This is a genomic window from Gottschalkiaceae bacterium SANA, from assembly GCA_036323355.1.
Classification (GTDB): domain Bacteria; phylum Bacillota; class Clostridia; order Tissierellales; family GPF-1; genus GPF-1.
Genome location: AP028876.1, coordinates 304,823 through 325,826, shown reverse-complemented (window position 1 = coordinate 325,826; position 21,004 = coordinate 304,823). Strand labels below are relative to the sequence as shown.

Here is a 21,004-nt window from a genome sequence, read left to right as displayed (position 1 = left end):
CACCCACACTCCTTAGAAACTATCCCTTTTCAAGTCTTCCATGCTGATTTTTTACCACTCAGAAACTGCTACAAGATTCAGTTCTTCCAGGGATACACTACCCCTCTCTACCGCTCTTTCCCGTAGATGCAAGTACAACTCTGCCTTGGTTGCATCCTCATAGGGCATGACAAACAAAACGCCAATTCCCAATGCCAAGAGCCCCAGCAGGTACCAACCGATAAAGGAAAGATCTAATACAAACATGTCCAATTTCTCACCATTTGTCATTTCATTGCTGAGTTCAATGGCACGACTTGCTCCGATTGATGGATTATCCGCCAAGATATAGGGCACCATGCGATACGCATAAGATTTAATAATACCTGGAATAATAAAAAGCAAAGTCCACAAAATCAAATAAATACTTCTCAAAAACATGGTTCCAACAACCCCTGAATAGCGACCATCTTTGAAATAATGCCCGATATATCCCATATCACAATCATCTTCCGCCGTACGAACATAAAACTTACGACACCCAATTTCTAATGCATAACCAATAAAAACTCGCAATGCCCATAGAATAAAGAAGATTGATCCGATAATCAACATATATTTTAAGATCCAATAGGCAATCTCTTCCGGTAGTAATTTTACAGCATCTTGTTGATTTTGATTATTGTTGCTACCACCGCCGCCATCACGCCCACCGACAAATAAAAGGATCATACTGACTGCAAACATCTTCCAATAATACTTCCTTAGTACCTCTTTCGCTCTGGTTTTCAGTTCGACTCTTGACCACATAACTGATCCTCCTTTATCCTTTTTTCACCCGAAGCGTATATCCAATATTATATAACAATAACATGAATAAAAAGGCCGTACTTAATATTCCGAAAGTGCTATTCATTGGTAGAAAGAATAGAACACGCCGGAGCATCGCCACCAGTCTAACCGTGGGAAGAAAAAACATCTGTGGCGCAGAACCCATAAAATTCATCATGAATCGCCCCAATAAACCCCACTGAAGTAGAATTAGCCCGATACTAACGATTGCGAATCCATTTCCCAGCAAATTGGATATCAGTCTGGTTTTGCTGCATTCGAAAGAACGATACCCGCCGTATATCCAGTATACTGAAAAAATAAGGCTGATCAAGGTCATGGATACTCCATACCAGTTCCACTTAACCATCATGCCATTCATTGCAATCCCTACCAAGAAAGGTGAAAATGCAAACAGTAAAAGCTTTCCTTTTTTCATTTTTCTTTTCTCCCTATATTTTGACCTTTTCAATTTCACATACACTTTTTCTTTCTTCTTATGATTATATCATTTCATTCAAATTCAAATTCAAATTCATAAAAAAGCCAGATCTCCCGATCCGGCTTTTATGTTCCTATACTTGACTCGGATTCATACACACACCTATAAACAACAGATCCCCATATTGAGACTTGATAGCAAAGATAAAGGGTCGATCTAGAATCATTTCCACTTTTCCTTCCGGCGGACAAGCACCGCAATAAGTGATTTCTGTATAGGCCGATGCCTCAACACCGTTTTCATCAATGCCGATATGGGTGTTTTGCTGAATACCCGAGATAAACGCCGATCCCTCAACCATCTTCGAAAAGTCTGCATCCGCTTCAAAAGCGCAATTTACCCCCAAAACTTTCATTGTTTCAACTAAATCCATACTGGAACCGTAGGTGAATTTTGGAATCTGCCAGATCACTTGGCCGGTTTGATGGTCGCCTTCTGTGAAAATCGATTGAATCCGCTCGGGTGTAGCAAGAAGATCTTGAATCGAGACGTCTTGATCGGGAAGGATAAAAGTCATCCTCCCCGCTTCTTTCAATCCCAATGAACTACGCATATAGCCCTCGCCCTTTTCAAATCCATGAGACCCAAAGTCCGCATTCATAAAATCACAATTAACCGTATCACCATTTGCCAAATGAAATTGATCTTCCTCTGTTTTTTCAGTGTTGAAACCGTCTGTCCATTCATCATAAAAATAAATCGTATTTAGGATGCTCATAATCTGTGCTTCATTTGGTTCAAATTTATAGGACAAAGTTCCATTCGTTTGTTCAGCAATCCATTGTCCCATCAGAAGACCTGTGTCTGGATTCGAAAAATCAACATCATAAACAGAAGCGTAAAAATCATTCTTTGCAACATTCAAATACGTATCATTGAACTGTATGTCTCCATCACTGGTTTTCTTATCTAACCACAAGGAGTTCGCTATTTTTAATTGTGCGATTTCGTTGTCTGTGTAAAGTAATCGATAAAAGTTCCCGCACTGCCTAGCCAGAACTTCAGAATCATCAACGCCCAATAAATCAAGTAACTCTTTCTGTGTTTCTCCCTCTGCGCCCACCGTCGCTAATGCTGTCGCAAGATACAAACTGATTGGACTGTACAATTGATTTTCATCCGACTCCGATAGAACCTGTGCTGCGGTCTTATAAGCAAATTGATCCAAGGCCTCATAAAACTCATCTTCAACGATATTAGTATCCCAGATTGCTTGCTTTCCATCAAAATCTTCGACCCCAACCCCCTCCGGATACACCGGTGTTCCCACTGTAACATTTTTAAAATCCACCTTTTCAACAGGTACCCTCTCCGTCTGCGTACACCCCGTCAACCATAAAAGTACCACAAGTACAAATAAAACTACACTCATTTTTTTCATAATCTTCTCCTTACTTCCTCGTCAATTCGTTAAGAATTACTACCTCTATTCATTATGACGATTCATTGCATTAAATGTTCCAATTTTTTACTGTTTAAGTACTTTTTTCTCCACCTTATTTCCCTTCTATTCGAACCTGTTTTTGCTGGCAAAACGCTTCAAAAATTTCTCTTTTCCGCCCTTGAGGAAAACGTTTATTTCATTGCTCGATTTCGCTCTTTTCACGAGGATATTTTGATCCCTCTTACCATAAATTTTTAGTCTGAAATTAGTAGCATTCCATAAAATTTTGATTCTTCAAGTTAAAAACCAAAATTTTATTGTTCCAAATTCCATTAATCTTCCAGCTCAATATTTTCCTCTTTTATTAAATTTTATTCAAAAAACAAGATACTTATGTTGGGTAATTTTCCAATTAGATAAACATAATGTGAGTGTCGTATGATCTATACAATCCCACTTCCTTTCAAAATAGGGCTTGTTAAAAATTTAATTTAAGTCTATACTCTTCCACAAAAGGAGAGATTTATATGAATAGCTTAAAAAAACTCAGTAAATTTTTATCGGATCAAACTTCACTATTCGTAATATTAATTGCCATATTAGCCTTTGTATTACCATCGACTTTTTCCTGGGTAAAAGGGAATACACAAACATTAATTTTAGGACTAATCATGTTAACAATGGGAATGACCTTGTCCACAAAGGATTTTTCAATTTTGGCACAAAGACCACTGGATATTTTAATTGGTTCATTGGCTCAATACACCATCATGCCCATACTCGCATTCTCGATTACAAAATTGCTTCATTTGCCAACTGAAATTGCAATCGGCTTAATCCTAGTCGGCTGTTGTCCTGGTGGCGTATCATCAAACATCATGTCCTTCTTATGCAAAGGAGATGTTGCCTTTTCTGTCGGTATGACCACCGTTTCAACACTGATTTCTCCTGTTTTAACCCCTCTCTTGATGTTGAAATTGGCAGGGCAAAGCGTTAATATCGATGGACTTGGCATGTTTGTTTCAATTGTTCAAGTCACGATTTTACCGATTCTATTAGGCTTTGGATTCAACTACTTTTTTGGTGAAAAAGACTGGTTTTCCGATCTTCGACAAGTCATGCCTGGCGTTTCCGTCATTGGTTTGGCACTAATCGTTGGCGGTGTCATCGCAGCTGTAGGAACTTCCTTTTTCCAATCAGGTTTGATAATTTTCATTGCAATTTTCTGTCACAATACTTTGGGTTATCTAGCCGGATATAGTGTGGGAAAACTCTTTAACATGTCAATGCCCAAGAGGAGAACCATTTCAATTGAAGTGGGTATGCAAAATGCTGGATTAGCAACAAACTTAGCTTCAGCCCACTTTGCCGCATATCCAATGGCAGCTGTTGCGGCGGCTGTAAGCTGCGTGTGGCACTCAATCTCTGGAACTTTGCTTGCCGGTTTATATATTCAACTCGACAAGCGCCAAACTTCAAGGATGTGCAAAATGAAGTCGCGTTCAAATCAAGCATAGTCGTCACTGATTGACTCACATTCAACGAAGGATCCCGCTTTAAAATTACCAATGGACTTAATGGCTCTGAACAATTCCATAGGACAAACAAAAAGAATAAGGACTAGTCCTTATTCTTTTTTGACTCATTGATCATCAAAAGTTTCGTGGAAATATACAATTGCACCAGTTGATCATAATTATCAAAGTTAATATTGAATAACTCTTTTATTTTTTTTATCCGATAATTCACCGTGTTGCGATGGATATAAAGACTTTCCGCTACCGCTTGAACAGACTTTTCATTTTCCAAATAGGATCTGATTGTTTCCAAATAACTTGTCCCATTCACTAAATCAAACAACTGTATTTTTATAATCCTACTATCCACCAAATCTAAATAATCGACTTTATCGAGCGCAAGCGACAATGTCTCATAGAGCTTGATATCATTGTAAAAAACAATTCTCGATTTGTTTGTCAGATACTTTTTCAAAGTTCTTGCTTCTCGGGCTTTTGAAAAATAGATTTTAAAATCATACAGTTCCGTAAAAACATTTGAAACATTGAATTCAAGTTTGCTTTGAATTAAAAATTTATTGATTTGAATATCGCTTTTAAACGTTCTCCCGCACAATAGAATCGCTAAAATATGTCCCACAATAATAATCACTGAATCTCCGAGTAACCCTTTTAACTCATTCTTCAGATTGTCCGTTTCAACATTATAGGAGATCAGTTCGCTAATATCCGACGTGATCACTTGATAAATACCAAAATGATAGATATCTAAATGTGAAGCACGATGAAAAAGATGCTCTTTTGACTTAAATCGCTCATAATACAAATCCAATAGAATATCTTCATCCTGAACATTTGAATCAGGATGATATCGCTCCTTTTGTAAAAATAATTCCTTGGCAATCACCTTACAAGCAAACTCATAATCCTCCGCCTTATTCTTATCTAATTGATGATTGCACTCCAGTACATTTAGATAACCGATCACACAATCCTGATAGGTGATTTGATAGAATCTCCGCTTATTTTGATTATCAATTTTCGAGAAATCAATATACGCCTGCCCCTCAGCAACGAACTGATCCCAATTGTTGAGTGTAGCGCCAAATTCTAGTGTGATAAATCCTCGCTTTACCGCGTTTAACCACAGTTCATTCTCAACCTCAAAATTCCGAGTATAGGAAACAATTTCAAAAGACTGTCCGATGATAACAATCGGATTATCCAGTAGCAGCCCCACCATATCAACCAATTGATCCAGTGGTTCGCCTTGTAAAACCGCATCAATTATTATTTCTTTGTTCATAACTCCCCCTTGTGCGCTCAGCACAAAAACCTTCTATACTTTCAGGCCATTATACCATTTGCCTACAACCGAGTAAATGGTATCATTTGCTTGTGAGCAAATTGTTTATTTTTTAACTATCCCTGCAGGAGTGTTAATTCATTTTGATTATAAGAGAGCGAGATATAAACTATGTTTAATTTTAAAGAGAAAACAATTATTGTTACAGGCGCAGCACAGGGAATTGGGAAAGAAACTGCAAAGGGAATCGTTGAAGGTGGCGGCGATGTTGTCATCCTAGATCTGAACAGTGAAAAGGGAGAAGCAACCGCTAAAGAGTTTAATGGTCATGCAACATTCTATAAGATTGATCTTGGTGACTGCAAAAACTGCAGAGAAGTCATAAATACCGTTTGTGCTGAACATGATAAAATTGACGGACTGATCAATGTAGGTGGCATCATCTCTAAAGCAAAATTCGAAGATATATCGGATGAGGAATGGGAGAGAACGATTAGAATCAATTTAACAGGAACTTATAGTACGTGTAGCGAAATCTATCCCTACTTCATGAAAAATGGCGGGGGAAGAATCGTCAACGTATCGTCCGTTGCAGGAAAGATCGGTGGTGGATTGTTGGGTACTGCCGCTTATGCATCAAGTAAAGCTGGGGTGAATGGGCTAACGAAAGCCATCGCAAAAGAAGGTGGAAAATACGGAATTAGTTGTAATGCAGTATGCCCGTCTTTCACTCATACTGCTATGACCCAATCATTGGCAGAAGATAAAGAAAAAAATGATTTGATTATTAATATGATTCCTCTTCGAAGAGCGGCGGAGCCTTATGAAATCGCTCAAATGATTTTATTCTTTGCAAGCGATGCAGCAAGTTTCGTCAATGGTGAAATTGGCGACTGCGACGGTGGGATTGTTCTAGATTAGGAGAAAAATTATGACGACTACAAAAAAAGGTTTTAAAATTCCTCGAATTCCTGGCGATTTAATTATCTACCCCATGGTTATCGGTGTGATATTAAATTCCTTTATCCCTCAATTTCTAAATATGGGCGGATTCTTAACAGCAATAAAAGGCGGCACTGCGGCACTCGTGGGCATCTTCTTGTTCTTCTTAGGTGCTAGTTTGGATATTCGTTCAACACCTCAAGCTATCAAAAGAGGCGGCATTGTCATTGCGACAAAGGTATTGGCTTCCGTAGGACTTGGCTTGCTAGTTGCCTTCGTGTTTAAGGATAATTTCTTTGGATTGTCTTCTCTTGCCATCATCGGTGGTGTTTCAGTAGCGAATAACGCACTATACTCTGGCATCACAGCAGAATATGGTACCGATGCTGAAAAAGGAGCCGTTGGCATTACCATTTTGTCTGTTGGACCAATCGTTACAATGATTGCCCTTTCATCTGCTGGTTTGGCATCCATTTCAATCTGGTCCATTATTGGATGTATTTTACCACTTGTTTTGGGGATCGTCTTGGGTGCTGCATTCTCATACTTAAAAGAAATTTTATCTGTATGCTATCCAGGATGCATTATCGTTGTCGGATTCGCTTTAGGTGCAAACATGAGTTTCACTCAATTATTCCAGGGCGGCGTTCAAGGAATCTTATTGGGAGTTATTTCATCTGTGGTTATTGGAGCAATCACCATTATGATGGATAAGATTACCGGAGGTACTGGTGTTGCTGGTGCTGCAATCTCTTCCAACGCAGCAAGTGGTGTCGCCAATCCCGCGGCATTGGCTGCTGTTGATCCTGCTTTTGCAGCCATTGCCCCCATTGCGACTTCTCAAATCGCAGCGTCTGTTATCCTCACCGCATTTTTAGCTCCCTTAATCACCGGATGGGTTCATAAGAGAAATCTAAAAAAACTGGAAAACACCAAGGTAAATACAAAGAAAGTAGCCGCTTAATCAAATATAAAAGCTAACAACAAAGAAAGAACTCACGCAAGTGAGTTCTTTCTTTGTCTCTATCTCTATTTGCATTTTACGCTTGCTTCCTGTTCTCGATTTCAAGTTTATCTTGTATTTCCTTGAAAAATACGCGATCAATCTTGTAAAAATGCACAGCAACTGCTGAAATCAAGACCAAGGTAATGGGAATAATCGTTAGTGTACTCAAGATCCCATTTAGAGTTTCAGGACTCTGAATTGCAGCATTGGCAACATAATCCGTTGTCTCCAAAATCGTAGCAACCAAAAGTCCCGCAACTGCTGTCGCCAACTTTTGGCTGAAACTAAATACCGCATAAATGATGCCTTCCGTTCGCACCCCGGTTTTGTACTCCCCATACTCTACAGTGTCCGGCACCATGGACCAGCCCAAGGTTCCAACCATTGCAAATCCAACACTACTCACCGCCGCTAAAACCATGATCATTGTCAAGTTTGATATCGGCGTGAAGTGAAACAAGAGTGAGCCAATTACCGCAATCGCAGTACCGATGTAATAAGCCCCTTTCTTATCAAAACGCTCCGTGATCCGCGGAAGAATAAGATTTCCTACAACCATGGAAAGTACCACTACCCCAAGAAATAAAGGAAGCATTTCACTTCTACCCACATTGTAATTTACAAAGTAGATCGCCGCAGTCTCCCGAATAAAGCTCGCCATGGATCCAAAAAGCGAGGTGACCGCAATGATAAGCAAGGGACCATTCTTCAGAAGGATCGGCCAAACTTCTTTGATCGAGTAGGCATTCTCTTCTGTCCCTTGGTCTTCTTTCGCCACCTTTGTCGAAAGAAAACAAAGTTGGAAGAAAACAAAGGAAAGGACAGCAAAGAAAATCGCTACAACTCGGTAGCCAACTGCCGGTTGCTCATAGCTTGATACAATCGGCTCCACAAGCACAGAAACACAAATAACACCAATCAACATAAAGATCATTCTAATAGAAGACAAACTGGTTCTCTCCTGAGGATCTTGCGTCAAAGAAGCGGTTAAAGACGAGTAAGGAATATTCACTAAGGTGTAAAGCATCCCCCACAAAATATAGGTGACAAGGGCATAAGCGACCCGCCCAGCCTGAGAAAATCCCGGAACTTGAAACATCATGACTGTTGCTATGGCCAAGGGGAGAGAGCCATAAAGCAAATACACCCGCGCCTTGCCATGTTTGGATTTCGTATGATCTACAACCAAACCCATCACTGGATCATTGATCGCATCCCAGATGCGTGCTAGCAAGAAAATCATCCCCGCCGAAATTGCAGATATTTTCAAAATATCTGTATAGAAGAACAAAAGATAAATCACCGTAAGTTGGAACAAAAAATTACTTGCCAAATCACCCAATCCATATCCAATTTTTATACGCATCGACAATGGTTTCATCTTATTCCTCCAGTAAATAAGTTTCTATTATTTCATCCGTAATTTTCTTCCCCTTACAAACTTCTCCATAGAACTTGCCACTTCTACGTACTCTTCTTTCCAAAGTTTCATAATCGACCTCAATCAACCCAAACCGGGGATCATAACCATCATGCCATTCTAAATTATCCAGCAAGGACCAATAATAATATCTCTGCACATCTACACCTGATTCAATCAGTTTCTCAACTTGTTGTAGATGATCATAAATAAATTTCGCACGCTTATGATCTGCCTGATCAGGAATTCCATTTTCGGTGATATACACAGGCAAATGATACGCCTTATACAAGGGTTCTATCACTTCGAACAATCCTTGTGGATAGATCTCCCAACCCATATCGTTTGTTTGCTCGTCAGTAAGAGTATCGTCCACCATCACCTTTCCAAAAAGCATGGCGGGATTCCAAGAATTCTTAATGACATGTCTAGAATAGTAATTAATCCCCAAAAAATCACAAAACTGTCCTTTTCCATGTGGATAAGCAGAACCAATGGGGATAACGAGCTTCCCTTCCACAAACCCCTTAATAAAGAGATCATGAAATGAATAATCCATCATTTTTCTACTCAGATTGGTCAATGGGTTCTTTGAATCTATCGTCAGCACTGCCGCATGATGGGCAAAACCAACCTTTGTCTCTCCTTCAAATCCTCTTTGTCTTCGAATAGTATGAATTTTTTCATAGACTATCAAATGGGCAAGAATCATATGCTTTGATGCAGCAAAGTATCCCTTTAGATCATCGTGGTGACCGGGTGGAAAATCTCCGTCCATATAAGACCCTGTTGCCAATACATTCGGTTCATTGATGGTACAATACTCGGCAACCAAATCACCCAAGCTTGCCACTGTTTTTTCTACAAAACGCTCAAATCGTTTTACAGATTTAGGATTGGCCCATCCACCCAACTCCTCAAACCACTGAGGGCTAGAAAAGTGATGAAGACTCACCAGTGGCTCAATGCCCGCAGCCTTCAGCAGCGTCAATTCATTTCGATAATGCTCGATGCCGTCTTGGGACCATTTCCCTTCCTCAGGTTCAATCCGGCTCCATTCGATACTCATACGATAAATTCCAAGATTCAGTTCCTTCATGAGGGAAATATCCTCTTCCACTCGATTCCAATGATCCGTCGCAACAATACTACTTTCTCCATTTTTTATTTTGCCAGCAAGAGACCAGGCATACCAATTGCTGTTGATGTCGCCCCCCTCTATTTGCGTTGCAGCCGTTGCAGCCCCCATTAAAAAAGAGGATGGTAATTGAAATGATTTCATGGTTTTCCTCCTTATGGTCTTTTAAGTGCTTGAATATATAAATCGATCTGACACTCGATCAGTTTCATTCGTGAGACATGGTCCTCTTCCTCGATTTGATTTCCTCGAAGAGCCACTCGCTGGCCAAAGCTCCACAAAACCTGCGAAATTGTAGAGACCAAAATATCTAATTCTCCAGAGTAAAACAGACTTCCATCTGTCATTCCCCGTTTAATCAAGATTCGAAGATACGCATGTCCACCATGAGAAACTTGATTAAAGCGTGATTTTACATCATCGCTACATTGCAGAGTTGAATGGTCTTGAAAATAAAAATCAAAGCCGCTCAAAAACCGCATGGTATCCAATCTTTTTTCCATATGCGCTACAAGTGCTTTCAGATACATTTCCACCTGGTCCATCCCCACCCCCGAAAGCGAAGCGAAAATTTCCTTCTGCACAAGATTCCAGTCTCTTATGACGCGTATCACAACCTCAAAGATCAACTCATCCTTTGAAGGAAAATACCGATACAAAGTTCGTCTCGTACATCCACTAGCTTCAGCGATCTCTTCCATCGACGTTTCATGAAGCCCCGTTACCAATAAAAGCCTATAAGCCTCTTGCAGAATTCTCTCTTTCGTGTTTGCTCGTTTCTCTGACATGGTTACCTCCATAAATGTCACATTGTGTGACATTTATATCGTAGCATACTCCCTGTGGATCCGCAAACGTTTTCCTTTCTCAAATAAAAAAAGCCTGTTTTTCAACAGGCTTTCGGTAATTGTACTTTTGCATGAAGCAATGCATCATCTAGATCTGTGAAGAATCGTTCTTCCCCCATTAAATCCATAATCCCCGCTCTCTTGAGGACCTGCATGGGTTGTGGCCCAAGGCCCGAAACAAAAACTTCGATATGATGCGCTTCGCACATCTTCAACATCCTTTTGAATGCATGTAAAGCTGTCGCATCCATGGCGGGTACATTCTTCATTCCAATAATCAATCCATCCGTGTGATAACCAAGGCCATTAAGCGCTTCAATAAATTTATCGGCAGCTCCAAAGAAAAAGGGTCCATTGATCTCATAAACCTGAATGCCTGGTGCTATTTTCCTGCGTTCACTGGACTTTTCATAAGAAGATCCATCTTCTCCATCCAACTCTTCCGCAGCATCAATTGTACCAATTTGAACCTCTGAGACATCCGCCATTCGCTTGACGAATAGAAATGCGGCCAAAACAATTCCAACCTCAATTGCTTGTACCAAATCCACCAATACTGTGATAGAAAAGGTGGTCAACAAGACCAAGACGTCACTTTTTGGTGTCTTAAGAATCGCTTGAAACTCTCTCCATTCACTCATATTTACTGCAACCATAATCAAAATAGCCGCCAATGTCGTAAGTGGAACCATCTGAGCAAGGGGCATAAACAATACGAGAATCAACAATAGAACCAGCGCGTGCACCATGCCAGCAACAGGCGTGCGTCCACCGTTTTTGATATTGGCAACCGTTCTTGCAATGGCACCAGTCGCAGGAATGCCACCAAATAATCCCGAAGCGATATTGGCAACACCCTGTGCAATTAATTCCATATTAGATCGATGCTTGCCACCGATCATCCCATCAGAGACGACTGCCGACAATAAAGATTCCATCGACCCTAGAATAGCAATGGTAAAAGCTGGTCCAACCAACAAACGTATTTTATCGACAGACAACTCTGGTACTTGCAGTGATGGGAGGCTGGATGATAGCACACCAAACTTCGATCCAATGGTCGCAATATCCAAATGGAAAATTTGTACAATAACCGATGTAACAACCAGTGCAACAAAAGCACCTGGCACTTTCTGATTGACTTTGGGCCAGCCAATGATAATTAAAAGCGCAAGCAAACCAATACCCATAGTTGTCCAATCTAAAGATCCAGCAGCTCCAAAATATGCCTGCCATTTCCCAATAAACTCAACCGGTACTTCTGCAATCTGTAGTCCAAATAAGTCCTTCATCTGTGATGAAAAGATTACCAATGCAATCCCACTGGTAAATCCCGTTGTGATGGGATAAGGAATGAACTTAATCATATTTCCCAATCTCAGCACACCCATCAGAATCATCATCAGTCCTGCCATAATCGTGGAGATAATCAATCCATCAATGCCAAACTCCATGACGATTCCATAAACAATTACCATAAAGGCACCCGTGGGTCCCCCAATCTGCACGCGGCTACCGCCTAGTAAAGAAATTAAAAAGCCTGCAATGATAGCTGTATGTAATCCCTTTTCCGGTGTAACCCCGGATGCAATTGCTAAAGCAATCGACAACGGTAAAGCAATAATCGCTACAATTACACCAGATGTGCAATCTGCAATCAATTGTTCTTTTGTGTATTTTTGCATAGTACTGAATAATTTTGGTTTGAATTGTGACATGTTTCCCTCATCTTCCTGCATCAAGTAATTAATATAACTCCAACAAATTAGCGGTTCTTAACTAGAACAACAGATGTATTTTACTCTAGTTTGATACAGAAATCAATATGCAATTTTTGTATTATTATTCAATTTACACAAAAAAGCAGACCCAAAGGTCTGCTCTTTATCTTTATAACTTTCATTTATTTCTGCAACCATTCTGCAACCACTTGAATATTATCGTTGAATGACCCATTTGGTTTAAAGTTCTTAGTAAAAAAAGCACTACCTATCGTAATTCCCCAAATCCCAGCATCCTTCAGCTCATCCACCCTACCGAATGAATTTACACTACCTGCCGAAATAACTGGAACATCAATCTCGGACGCTACAGCTTCAATAAGCTTACGCTTGTTTCCCACGAACCGATACGTTGGAATCGTTAGGCCATCAACCCCTTTACTCAACATCATTTTTCCATGTTGAATAATTTCATCAACAGTTCCAACTAATGAAGCTGGATGTCCTTCTAGTTGGCCCATAAAAGGATAATATTTTGCGGGTGAGTTACTTAACAGTTCATTAATTGAATCCGCGTAAACCGAACCTACAACAACATCAAATCCACAATCTATAGCTAATTGAGCACTTTCAAGTCCACCTTTTTCATCTGGACTCATTACTTCAAGGTACGTGGTTTTACCCGCTTCTTTCATCGCTTTTACCAGTTGAATCATTCTTTCTTTTGGCAATCCAACATCTTTAAATCCCCAGTTCGAAACTGCAAGTTCCTTCGCTTCTTGAAATAATTCATACGCATTTTCTACAGTTTCATCATTTTGTACCAACATAACTAACAATTCAGTATTCATTTGAATCCCCCTAAGACACATTTTCTCTTCCAGTATGCTAGTTTTTATCCTAATACCGCATCTATTGCCTCTTTAGGATTTTCTGCAACTCTCAATAACTCGACTCTTTTCGAATCCATTAAGAATTTCGAAAGACTGGAAATAATCCCGATATGATTTTCATTATTATCCGATGCAATTGCAATAACAGTATGCACGGGATCATTTTCTTCATTTCCAAAAACAATCGGTTTATTTAACGTAACAATCGAGATTCCCACTTTATTTGCACCACACTCCGGCCTTGCGTGGGGTATTGCCACTCCAGGTACTAGTACGATATATGGACCCAGTTCATTGCAAGAATCAACCATCGCATCAACATAACTATTTTCTACTATGCCGTTATCAATAAGTACTTCACCCGCCAATCGAATTGCTTCCTCTCGATTTTCAACGGATTTTTTTAATCGAATATTACTCGGGCTCACAATTCCCGAAAGCGACACTCGACTCATTTTAAACATCCCCTCTCACATGCAGTCCTTTACTTTCTGCTTGCATCCAATAGCAAGAGCTTGTATGAGATCTTCTTTCAATCATATGAGGAATCTATAAGATTCCTCATACAATCTGATATTCAGCCTAACTTGCCAAAAATATCCCCTTTTACAGCCTCTTTATCTCCTCTAAACAACGCCGTTACAACAGTAATCGGAATTCCAGTTTCAACAACTTCTCTCGGTAGCGGTGACACCGTCGTTAAAATCAATGCAATGTTGCTATTATTTTTAACATCATTAAAGCTACCTTTAATGATTTCAAAGCGATAACCACCTTCTTTTAAAATCTCTTCTACCATAGGATAAACCAAGGTGCTAGAGACCATTCCTGAACCACAAACTAACATAATCTTTTTTTTCTCTTTGATTTCCCTTTTTACTTGTTTGGGTTTTGCTTTTTTCTTTCCAAACATATTCATAACTCCTTTTCAATCAACTTACTTCCGAATCTTCTATTCCAGTCTGTTCACCTCGTAATTCACGTGCATATTCAACTGGTCGATTCCGCATCAAATACCATACAGCGGCAAAAACTCCGAGTACCGCAGCACCTATCATAAGGTCCTTAGAGCTTCCAATTCCCGCAACAAATGAACTTACTTGATATAGTGCAAATCCAACAGGTGTAGTCCCAACACATAACGATGAAATCATTCCAGCACCTTCTGGAAGAACAAAGCCTGTACCTTCAACAATTGCCATATTTGCAACTGACATCGTTGATCCAATCCAAAATGAAACTGGAATCAATATCAAAGCACTATTTAACAAACCTCTAAAAATATTTCCTCGATTTGTATTTGTAATAAAAACACAGATGAAAATAAATAACCCTGCAACATCACCCATTGGAAGCATATTATTTCCTGGCAGTAAGAAAGCAATCAAAAATGCAATCGGTGTTGTCAATACCCCAATCGCAACATGCTCCGGTGCGCCGACCAAGATGGCGGCATCCAATCCAAGATGGAAATCTCGACCTGGCATCTTCTTTGTTACAAAAACCCGAACAGCATCTGATAATGGTGCCATTCCAGCAACAATTAGTTCCGCCGCTCTTGGCAATAACAACATAAAAAATGAAACTGTAAAAGCTAAACCTAATGCAGCACTCACTTGAGCCCCTGTTGGAATCCATTCAAAGTATGCTACAATTCCAACGAATAATCCAATAATCCAACCAATAAAAACTGGCTCTCCAAAGAATCCCCACTTTTCTTTTATTGACTCAGGATCCCATTGAACATTTCGAATTCCTGGAATCATATCCCAAAATTTATCAAGCAAAAAACCGATAGGTGCCCATAAGATCGAATATGCATGGGTAATTGTAATTCCATCCATCGGCATATCATAATATGCATCGATCATTGGGTATATCCAATCCGCCATCTTTAAGGATACGAACCAGAAAATTAAACCTACTAGTACTGTTAACAACCAGCTACCCGTCATATAATATGTCGCACCCATGTAAAACACAAAAATCCAATGATTATTAAAATCAACATTCAACGTTTTCACAACACCTAAAGCAACTAAAATCGCATTTAGAACAATAAAAAGTGCGATTGCTGCCATTGCCCATGGTATTGCAAATACAATACCTGATTGCGTTGGCCATCCAAGGTCAGTAACGGTAAATACCAATCCAAATCGTGTAGCCATTTGATTAGCCGCTGGTCCTAATGCAGAAAATATAACCCCAACTAAAGCAAATAAAGCTGTAAATCCAACCCCCATTCGGAGAGCACCAGCAAATACTTTCTCTTTAGGTGCTTGAAATACCAGACCAAGTATAATTACTGAAACCGGAACAATTATTGGAGCCCCTTGCGATAATAACCAAGAAAAAACATTCAAAACAGATTGAAGCATAATCTCACATCTCCCTTCGTCTACAAATACTCTTAACAATCTTCTTTTACGAATAAGAATTATTCAGCGCTGGATAACTCACTTATAGTTTAAATGCCACATCATTTTAAAAAAAGATTAAATCTCTTCAAATTCAATGTGGCAATCTCTGTTTTTTGGGATCTACTTTGCTACTTATGATTTTTAAAATTTCATCAACGTTTTTTTCCTCTCGAATTTTTTTCAACACCTTTTCATCTGTACACAATGCTCCCAATTCAGTAACCGCTTGAATATGAGATGATTTATCGATTGTACATAGAGCAAATATCAAATCCACAGGATCATTATCAGGATTTCCAAAACACACAGGATTGAGTAGTCGTACAAAACTAACTCCTAATTTGTTCACACCATCTTGTATGCGAGCATGAGGCATGGCAATCCCTTCGTATATCACAATATATGGCCCAATTTCTTCAACGGATTCAATCATATGATCGATATATCGCTGCTCAATACATCCTTCAGCAAGTAATTTATTTCCAGCAATTTCTACAGCCTCTTTCCAATCAGCTGCTTCCACATCAATTTCCACTAGACGATCATTCAAAATATCCATCAAACCAATATTTTTTGATCTTTTTTCAGGTTTTGTTGTCCATCGATTCATTAATCCTTCGATTGAAATCTTTAATTTTTGCTCATCAAGAATATGTGTCTCTTGCCTGATTAGCATGATCATCTCTTCAAAAAACACTTCGTTGCGCAGCATCATCTCTAATGAACCATCTTGATCTTCGACTTGTCTTGGTATCCCATTTTTAGAAAGGTACTGTTGTAATTTTTTCAAATCTTTTATATCCAATAAGGGGCTAACCGTTACTGTAGCAACTCCCATTATTCTCTGATCTAATGGAACTGTAGATACAATAAGATCAACTACGTTTTCTCTAACTGCTTTTTTTATCTGGTGATATGCCACACTACCAACAAGCTCTATGGAAAACTCTGACCGCAAACGAGAACTGAGTAAATGAACTGAACCATTCCCCGTACCGCATACCAATAGAATCTTCTTTAGCTCATTATTCTGGCTAGACAACCGTTCCAACGCTGCAGCAAAGTGCAATGTGAAATATGCAATCTCATCATCGCAACAAATCTTCTTCACATATTCCTCAACTTGATTGAGTGCTTCTTTTACTTGATAAAACAGCTGCTGATATCGCTCTTTAATCTCATCTTTTAATGGATTTAAATACTGCATATCATTTTCCAATCGATAAATAGCAGGTTTTAAATGCTTGATCAACCCGTCAAAAAGCAACTGATCTTCTTCAATCCTTGAATCCGTTTCAACTGAAATTTCATTAATCATCATTTGCACCATCATTTGCAATTCAACATAGTTTTTATCCAACACTACATTGTTCGTAGAATAATTTGCTTGCAAAATATAGTCTGTTAAAGCTGCTACTTCATCATTGGTTATCCCAATTCTAAAAAATTTATCTAAGCGATTGACAACATTAAGTGCAACTGTAAACTCAGTAGTTCGCGAAATTCGTCTAAGTCCATTTTCAGGATATTTTATATATTTTTTCATTTTCATACGATACATCGCAATAACCACATAAATAATAATTGTAACAAAGGCTGTATCCGTGAAGACAATATCCAAAGCATCTTCTGCAGTACGCAAATTTTGCTCAATAAAATTTAATTCGCGTTTTGAAATTATTCGTTTAATAAATTCATCTTTTAGAAGTTCTTCTTTCCGTAATATCACTCTAACAGAACTACCACTTATATCCTCTTGGTTAAAGTAATTGTAAATCAATTGAACAATCGCAAAACGGATTTTATTCTCTTCACCAGTAATACGGATCCCATGGTTTGCTACCGATTCAACATTGACATCTGCTTGAGATAACCAGCTTTTAACTAATTTCAAGTCGTTTTTCACCGTGCTTCTACTCACGTCAGCAATTTCTTCCAACTCACTAATCCGTATGAACCCGCTTCCCTTTAATAACTCTAAAGCAATTCGTTTTTTGCGTTCATAAGCAGAGCACACATACTCATGCGAAATCTTCTCACTCTCAATTTTGCTTATCAATTCAAGGCGGTCCATTTTCTGGTTTAAAAACACGCCTATATGCGGCTTTTTTTCAATCGTCTTAAAATCATTCGCATAAAGAAACACGTCAATTGTTTCGATGTCATAGCGAACAGTTCGACGACTTACATGAAAATAATCTGCCAATTCTTGGTATGTAATTGGTTGTGTTGAGTCAATCAATTTCATAAGTAGTTCAATCTGACGCTCTTTCATTCAAGACTCCTTTTTATTCTTATTATATCGACTAACAGATTATCTATCTAGGTTTATTCCTTGCATTAAAATGTGGCAAAATTTCACAAAAAAAAGATCTCGCATTCGAGACCTTACTTTTTCATCACTATATTCTTATTTTCTAAAATCGATTTTTCAATCCTTCCAATCAGCTCATCGTTCTTTCTTAAAAACTTACGAAAAGCTTCAGCCAGTTTTTCTTCATCCTCATAGGTTTCTGCCGTAACGTCAATCTTGGTAATCACACTAAAGTAGCTTAAAAACTGTTTTCCACGCGGTATTTTTGCTCCTTCAATACGAGAAATAATATCAATTAAAGCTTCGCGTGTTGATTCATTCCCGGGTGCGATAATAGCACGCATGCTAATTTTCTTTGGCCAATAATCCACCTCGAATAAGAAGCTTTCCTTACTACTCCACCCTCTTCCATTTCGTGGAATCACAGAAACCAATGATTTTGGTAAAAAACGCGCGTATCCCTTATTACAAGCGCACAAATGATATCCTTCCTCTTCGATGACCCTTTTAACGATTTCACCCGCTTCAGAGAGTTGGTCCGGTCGATTCTCGAAGATAAAATCAAAAGCTTCCTTATGATTTTGATACAGTTTTTTCGCCAGCTCGATGCTTTCATGATCCTTCATAATATCTCTCCTCAAAATCGTTAAATAATCCTTCAGATAGAATCCAACCTTTTCAGAAATACGCTCCGTATTCACATCCAGTAAAATTTCAATATTTCGTCGGAGGTTCTCATAGGAATAAATGATATATCGTTGGCTGTCTTCTTCATCAACAGGAATCAGATTTGTCGGAGATAGAAAGACAAAAGCATGCTTTCGATCCGGATAGAATCGTTTCACCGTTTCTCGATACCGACGCAATTGATCGGAGTGTTCTCCCGAGTCAACTTTATTCTCAATGGCGACAATAAATTCAGGCATCTCAATTAAGACATCAATGCTTCGCCATTCTCTCTTGATGATCATTTGATTAAAGTTTAAATCCTCAACATCAAATTCCGTCATCCAGTTTACTTTGTCATTCGAAAAGATATCCCGAAGAAACCATTTCGTAAATAATTCAGACAGTCCATGACTGCCATTGGGATCCAGCAGCCAAGCCAAAAAATTAGAATGGCGAATCTCCTTCCGTTCCACTTTTAATATCTGGAAAAAATTTGGGGTATTCATTTCAATATCCAATCGTTCTAAATCCGGATCTTTAATCAAATTACTCATTCGCTTCATGATATCCAAATCGATCCCTCCCTTTGATTCTCCTTCCAATTTATGTTATCCAAAGAGAAAAATCAAGAAATGAAAAACCCTAGAAAAAGTAGATATCATTAAAGCATCTACTTTCTAGGGTTTTATTACTTACTCTACAGGGTATTTCCAAAGCAATTGTGCACCATGTGCTACAGAAAGATTTTTTAAAGACATTGCCGGTATTCCTTCCAAGTTAATTTTCAATGCTTCTCGAAGAACATCTTCGACCCTTTCTAAAAGATAGAGTTTAAATTTCTTTTCACCTCGTCGATACGAGCAATCTCATGACCCAAAAAATCAAATAAAAGAAATCCTCTACTCGCGTAGAAGTTTATCTATCTTTTCATTTTCTCGCTTAAAAAAGAACATCGCAATCAAGGCAAGGCCACCCATCAAGGCACAAATTACGAACCCCATTTCAACGGAATGGTCTGCAGCCTTTCCGATGATGATATTTCCACCCACACCAATCAAACTCGCAATCATCGAATAAATCGAAAGGATGGTTGCGCGATCGGCTGTATGAATCGCCTTATTCTTCAAATCCATCTCCACAGGTCCCATGATTGCAAGACTGACCGAAATGAAGAGAATCGCCAAAACACTCAATACAGCTTGACTTGTAACCACCAAACCCACACAGCTTACCAAAACAAGCGTACTCAGAATGAAAAGGGTCGACATATTACCCCATCGGTCTGTTACCCTTTTCGTTTTCGCCGAGAAAAGGCGAACCACTTGTATACCTGCTAGGATCCAACCAAAATAATGCACGGGAATCCCAGCTTTTTGATACTGCAATTGATTTAAAAACACAGTCGCTGCTTGAAAGATCTCAACCATAAGTGCCATGGCAACCACTAAAAAAACAATGGAACGATCGGCAAAGGCCAATCTCATATTCTCCTTTAACTTTTTCGTATCCTTTTTTTCAAACTCTACTTCCACCAAAAAAAAGGTAAAAATCATGGCTATTCCATAGGGAAAGATGGTGAAAAAAGCAGTTGCATCAATAGATATTTTCACAATCCACGAAGATGCAAAACAAGCCAACAAAAATCCCAACGTACCCATTGCGCTATATCGTCCAAAAACAGTTTGTGCTTGATCCTCTTTGATGGACGCATAGATTAAGGCCGCATCACACCCAGACAATCCAGCAATTACAAGGGCCAGGATTACCCGCTCCAATAAAAATCCCTCAAAACCCTGTGCCTGATAAAAAATAATTTTTGAAATAAAATAGAGACCGTTTACAATAATTAATGTTCGTTTATAGCCAAACCGATCGGCAAACCAGCCCCATGGCACTTCAAAAATCAAAATCAACAATAAAGCCATCGATTCAATAATAAATATTTCGGACATCGAAAGACCCCGCGCTTGTCTATAAATCGTCGCCACGGGGCCATAAAAGACAAAACCTTGCATAAAGATAATCGCATACATCAAATATACGTTTCTTTCCTTGTTATTCAATTTAAAATTCCTCCATCTGTCTAACACAAAGAAGCGGTAGCGCTCATGCTA

Annotated in this window: 18 protein-coding genes; 3 read left to right on the top strand and 15 right to left on the bottom strand. The window is 39.0% G+C overall.

Features of this window, described 5'->3' with window-relative positions:
• Positions 1-51: 51 nt before the first annotated feature.
• From AC25CA_RS01585 to AC25CA_RS01575, 3 genes are all read right to left on the bottom strand, one after another.
• A complete protein-coding gene (locus tag AC25CA_RS01585) occupies positions 52-789 on the bottom strand; it encodes a DUF975 family protein (protein WP_486815290.1) in 738 nt (245 codons plus the stop codon).
• Between the two features lie 13 nt (positions 790-802).
• Positions 803-1,249, bottom strand: a complete 447-nt coding sequence (locus AC25CA_RS01580; RefSeq protein ID WP_486815289.1) for a hypothetical protein — start codon at positions 1,247-1,249, stop codon at positions 803-805.
• Between the two features lie 136 nt (positions 1,250-1,385).
• On the bottom strand, positions 1,386-2,693 hold the full coding sequence (locus tag AC25CA_RS01575; RefSeq protein ID WP_486815288.1) for a serpin family protein: 1,308 nt from the start codon (positions 2,691-2,693) through the stop codon (positions 1,386-1,388).
• A 530-nt stretch (positions 2,694-3,223) separates the two neighbouring features.
• Between AC25CA_RS01575 and AC25CA_RS01570 the strand changes: the two genes are divergently transcribed.
• A complete protein-coding gene (locus tag AC25CA_RS01570; RefSeq protein ID WP_486815287.1) occupies positions 3,224-4,213 on the top strand; it encodes a bile acid:sodium symporter family protein in 990 nt (329 codons plus the stop codon).
• Positions 4,214-4,316: 103 nt separating this feature from the next.
• Here AC25CA_RS01570 and AC25CA_RS01565 read toward each other — a convergent pair whose 3' ends face one another.
• Positions 4,317-5,519 carry a PucR family transcriptional regulator gene (locus tag AC25CA_RS01565; protein WP_486815286.1) on the bottom strand — a complete coding sequence of 401 codons (1,203 nt, stop codon included), beginning with the start codon at positions 5,517-5,519 and terminating at the stop codon, positions 4,317-4,319.
• A gap of 171 nt (positions 5,520-5,690) precedes the next feature.
• Between AC25CA_RS01565 and AC25CA_RS01560 the strand changes: the two genes are divergently transcribed.
• The gene (locus AC25CA_RS01560) at positions 5,691-6,440 is read left to right on the top strand and encodes an SDR family NAD(P)-dependent oxidoreductase (RefSeq protein ID WP_486815285.1); all 750 of its coding nucleotides are present in this window, start codon (positions 5,691-5,693) and stop codon (positions 6,438-6,440) included.
• Between the two features lie 10 nt (positions 6,441-6,450).
• Positions 6,451-7,425, top strand: coding sequence for a 2-keto-3-deoxygluconate permease (locus AC25CA_RS01555; RefSeq protein WP_486815284.1), 975 nt, complete (start codon positions 6,451-6,453; stop codon positions 7,423-7,425).
• Positions 7,426-7,501: 76 nt separating this feature from the next.
• Here the strand turns inward: AC25CA_RS01555 and AC25CA_RS01550 are convergent, their stop codons facing one another.
• The 11 genes from AC25CA_RS01550 to AC25CA_RS01500 all read right to left on the bottom strand — a co-directional run bounded on the left by AC25CA_RS01550 (position 7,502) and on the right by AC25CA_RS01500 (position 20,953).
• Positions 7,502-8,848, bottom strand: coding sequence for an MFS transporter (locus AC25CA_RS01550; RefSeq protein WP_486815283.1), 1,347 nt, complete (start codon positions 8,846-8,848; stop codon positions 7,502-7,504).
• Position 8,849: 1 nt separating this feature from the next.
• Complete coding sequence (locus AC25CA_RS01545; protein WP_486815282.1) at positions 8,850-10,169, bottom strand: glycoside hydrolase family 1 protein; 1,320 nt, start codon at positions 10,167-10,169, stop codon at positions 8,850-8,852.
• 11 nt (positions 10,170-10,180) lie between these two features.
• The gene (locus AC25CA_RS01540; RefSeq protein WP_486815281.1) at positions 10,181-10,813 is read right to left on the bottom strand and encodes a TetR/AcrR family transcriptional regulator; all 633 of its coding nucleotides are present in this window, start codon (positions 10,811-10,813) and stop codon (positions 10,181-10,183) included.
• Between the two features lie 101 nt (positions 10,814-10,914).
• Entirely contained in the window at positions 10,915-12,591 is a 1,677-nt protein-coding gene (locus tag AC25CA_RS01535; protein WP_486815280.1) for a SulP family inorganic anion transporter, read from the bottom strand.
• Positions 12,592-12,776: 185 nt separating this feature from the next.
• A complete protein-coding gene (locus AC25CA_RS01530) occupies positions 12,777-13,445 on the bottom strand; it encodes a hypothetical protein (protein WP_486815279.1) in 669 nt (222 codons plus the stop codon).
• A 44-nt stretch (positions 13,446-13,489) separates the two neighbouring features.
• Positions 13,490-13,942, bottom strand: coding sequence for a PTS sugar transporter subunit IIA (locus tag AC25CA_RS01525; RefSeq protein ID WP_486815278.1), 453 nt, complete (start codon positions 13,940-13,942; stop codon positions 13,490-13,492).
• A 122-nt stretch (positions 13,943-14,064) separates the two neighbouring features.
• Positions 14,065-14,400, bottom strand: a complete 336-nt coding sequence (locus AC25CA_RS01520) for a PTS sugar transporter subunit IIB (protein ID WP_486815277.1) — start codon at positions 14,398-14,400, stop codon at positions 14,065-14,067.
• Positions 14,401-14,419: 19 nt separating this feature from the next.
• Positions 14,420-15,865, bottom strand: a complete 1,446-nt coding sequence (locus AC25CA_RS01515) for a PTS transporter subunit IIC (RefSeq protein ID WP_486815276.1) — start codon at positions 15,863-15,865, stop codon at positions 14,420-14,422.
• Positions 15,866-15,998: 133 nt separating this feature from the next.
• Complete coding sequence (locus AC25CA_RS01510; protein ID WP_486815275.1) at positions 15,999-18,182, bottom strand: BglG family transcription antiterminator; 2,184 nt, start codon at positions 18,180-18,182, stop codon at positions 15,999-16,001.
• Positions 18,183-18,295: 113 nt separating this feature from the next.
• A complete protein-coding gene (locus tag AC25CA_RS01505; protein ID WP_486816583.1) occupies positions 18,296-19,453 on the bottom strand; it encodes a PDDEXK-like family protein in 1,158 nt (385 codons plus the stop codon).
• 336 nt (positions 19,454-19,789) lie between these two features.
• The gene (locus AC25CA_RS01500) at positions 19,790-20,953 is read right to left on the bottom strand and encodes an MFS transporter (RefSeq protein ID WP_486815274.1); all 1,164 of its coding nucleotides are present in this window, start codon (positions 20,951-20,953) and stop codon (positions 19,790-19,792) included.
• Positions 20,954-21,004: the final 51 nt, after the last annotated feature.

Excerpts from the sequence above, each read along its gene's own strand:
- AC25CA_RS01580 (WP_486815289.1), bottom strand. The coding sequence starts at position 1,249 with ATGAAAAAAGGAAAGCTTTTACTGTTTGCATTTTCACCTTTCTTGGTA.
- AC25CA_RS01510 (WP_486815275.1), bottom strand. The coding sequence starts at position 18,182 with ATGAAAGAGCGTCAGATTGAACTACTTATGAAATTGATTGACTCAACA.
- AC25CA_RS01555 (WP_486815284.1), top strand. The coding sequence starts at position 6,451 with ATGACGACTACAAAAAAAGGTTTTAAAATTCCTCGAATTCCTGGCGAT.
- AC25CA_RS01540 (WP_486815281.1), bottom strand. The coding sequence starts at position 10,813 with ATGTCAGAGAAACGAGCAAACACGAAAGAGAGAATTCTGCAAGAGGCT.
- AC25CA_RS01525 (WP_486815278.1), bottom strand. The coding sequence starts at position 13,942 with ATGAGTCGAGTGTCGCTTTCGGGAATTGTGAGCCCGAGTAATATTCGA.
- AC25CA_RS01550 (WP_486815283.1), bottom strand. The coding sequence starts at position 8,848 with ATGAAACCATTGTCGATGCGTATAAAAATTGGATATGGATTGGGTGAT.
- AC25CA_RS01505 (WP_486816583.1), bottom strand. The coding sequence starts at position 19,453 with ATGAAGCGAATGAGTAATTTGATTAAAGATCCGGATTTAGAACGATTG.
- AC25CA_RS01530 (WP_486815279.1), bottom strand. The coding sequence starts at position 13,445 with ATGAATACTGAATTGTTAGTTATGTTGGTACAAAATGATGAAACTGTA.
- AC25CA_RS01575 (WP_486815288.1), bottom strand. The coding sequence starts at position 2,693 with ATGAAAAAAATGAGTGTAGTTTTATTTGTACTTGTGGTACTTTTATGG.
- AC25CA_RS01565 (WP_486815286.1), bottom strand. The coding sequence starts at position 5,519 with ATGAACAAAGAAATAATAATTGATGCGGTTTTACAAGGCGAACCACTG.
- AC25CA_RS01535 (WP_486815280.1), bottom strand. The coding sequence starts at position 12,591 with ATGTCACAATTCAAACCAAAATTATTCAGTACTATGCAAAAATACACA.
- AC25CA_RS01570 (WP_486815287.1), top strand. The coding sequence starts at position 3,224 with ATGAATAGCTTAAAAAAACTCAGTAAATTTTTATCGGATCAAACTTCA.
- AC25CA_RS01545 (WP_486815282.1), bottom strand. The coding sequence starts at position 10,169 with ATGAAATCATTTCAATTACCATCCTCTTTTTTAATGGGGGCTGCAACG.
- AC25CA_RS01560 (WP_486815285.1), top strand. The coding sequence starts at position 5,691 with ATGTTTAATTTTAAAGAGAAAACAATTATTGTTACAGGCGCAGCACAG.
- AC25CA_RS01520 (WP_486815277.1), bottom strand. The coding sequence starts at position 14,400 with ATGTTTGGAAAGAAAAAAGCAAAACCCAAACAAGTAAAAAGGGAAATC.
- AC25CA_RS01515 (WP_486815276.1), bottom strand. The coding sequence starts at position 15,865 with ATGCTTCAATCTGTTTTGAATGTTTTTTCTTGGTTATTATCGCAAGGG.
- AC25CA_RS01585 (WP_486815290.1), bottom strand. The coding sequence starts at position 789 with ATGTGGTCAAGAGTCGAACTGAAAACCAGAGCGAAAGAGGTACTAAGG.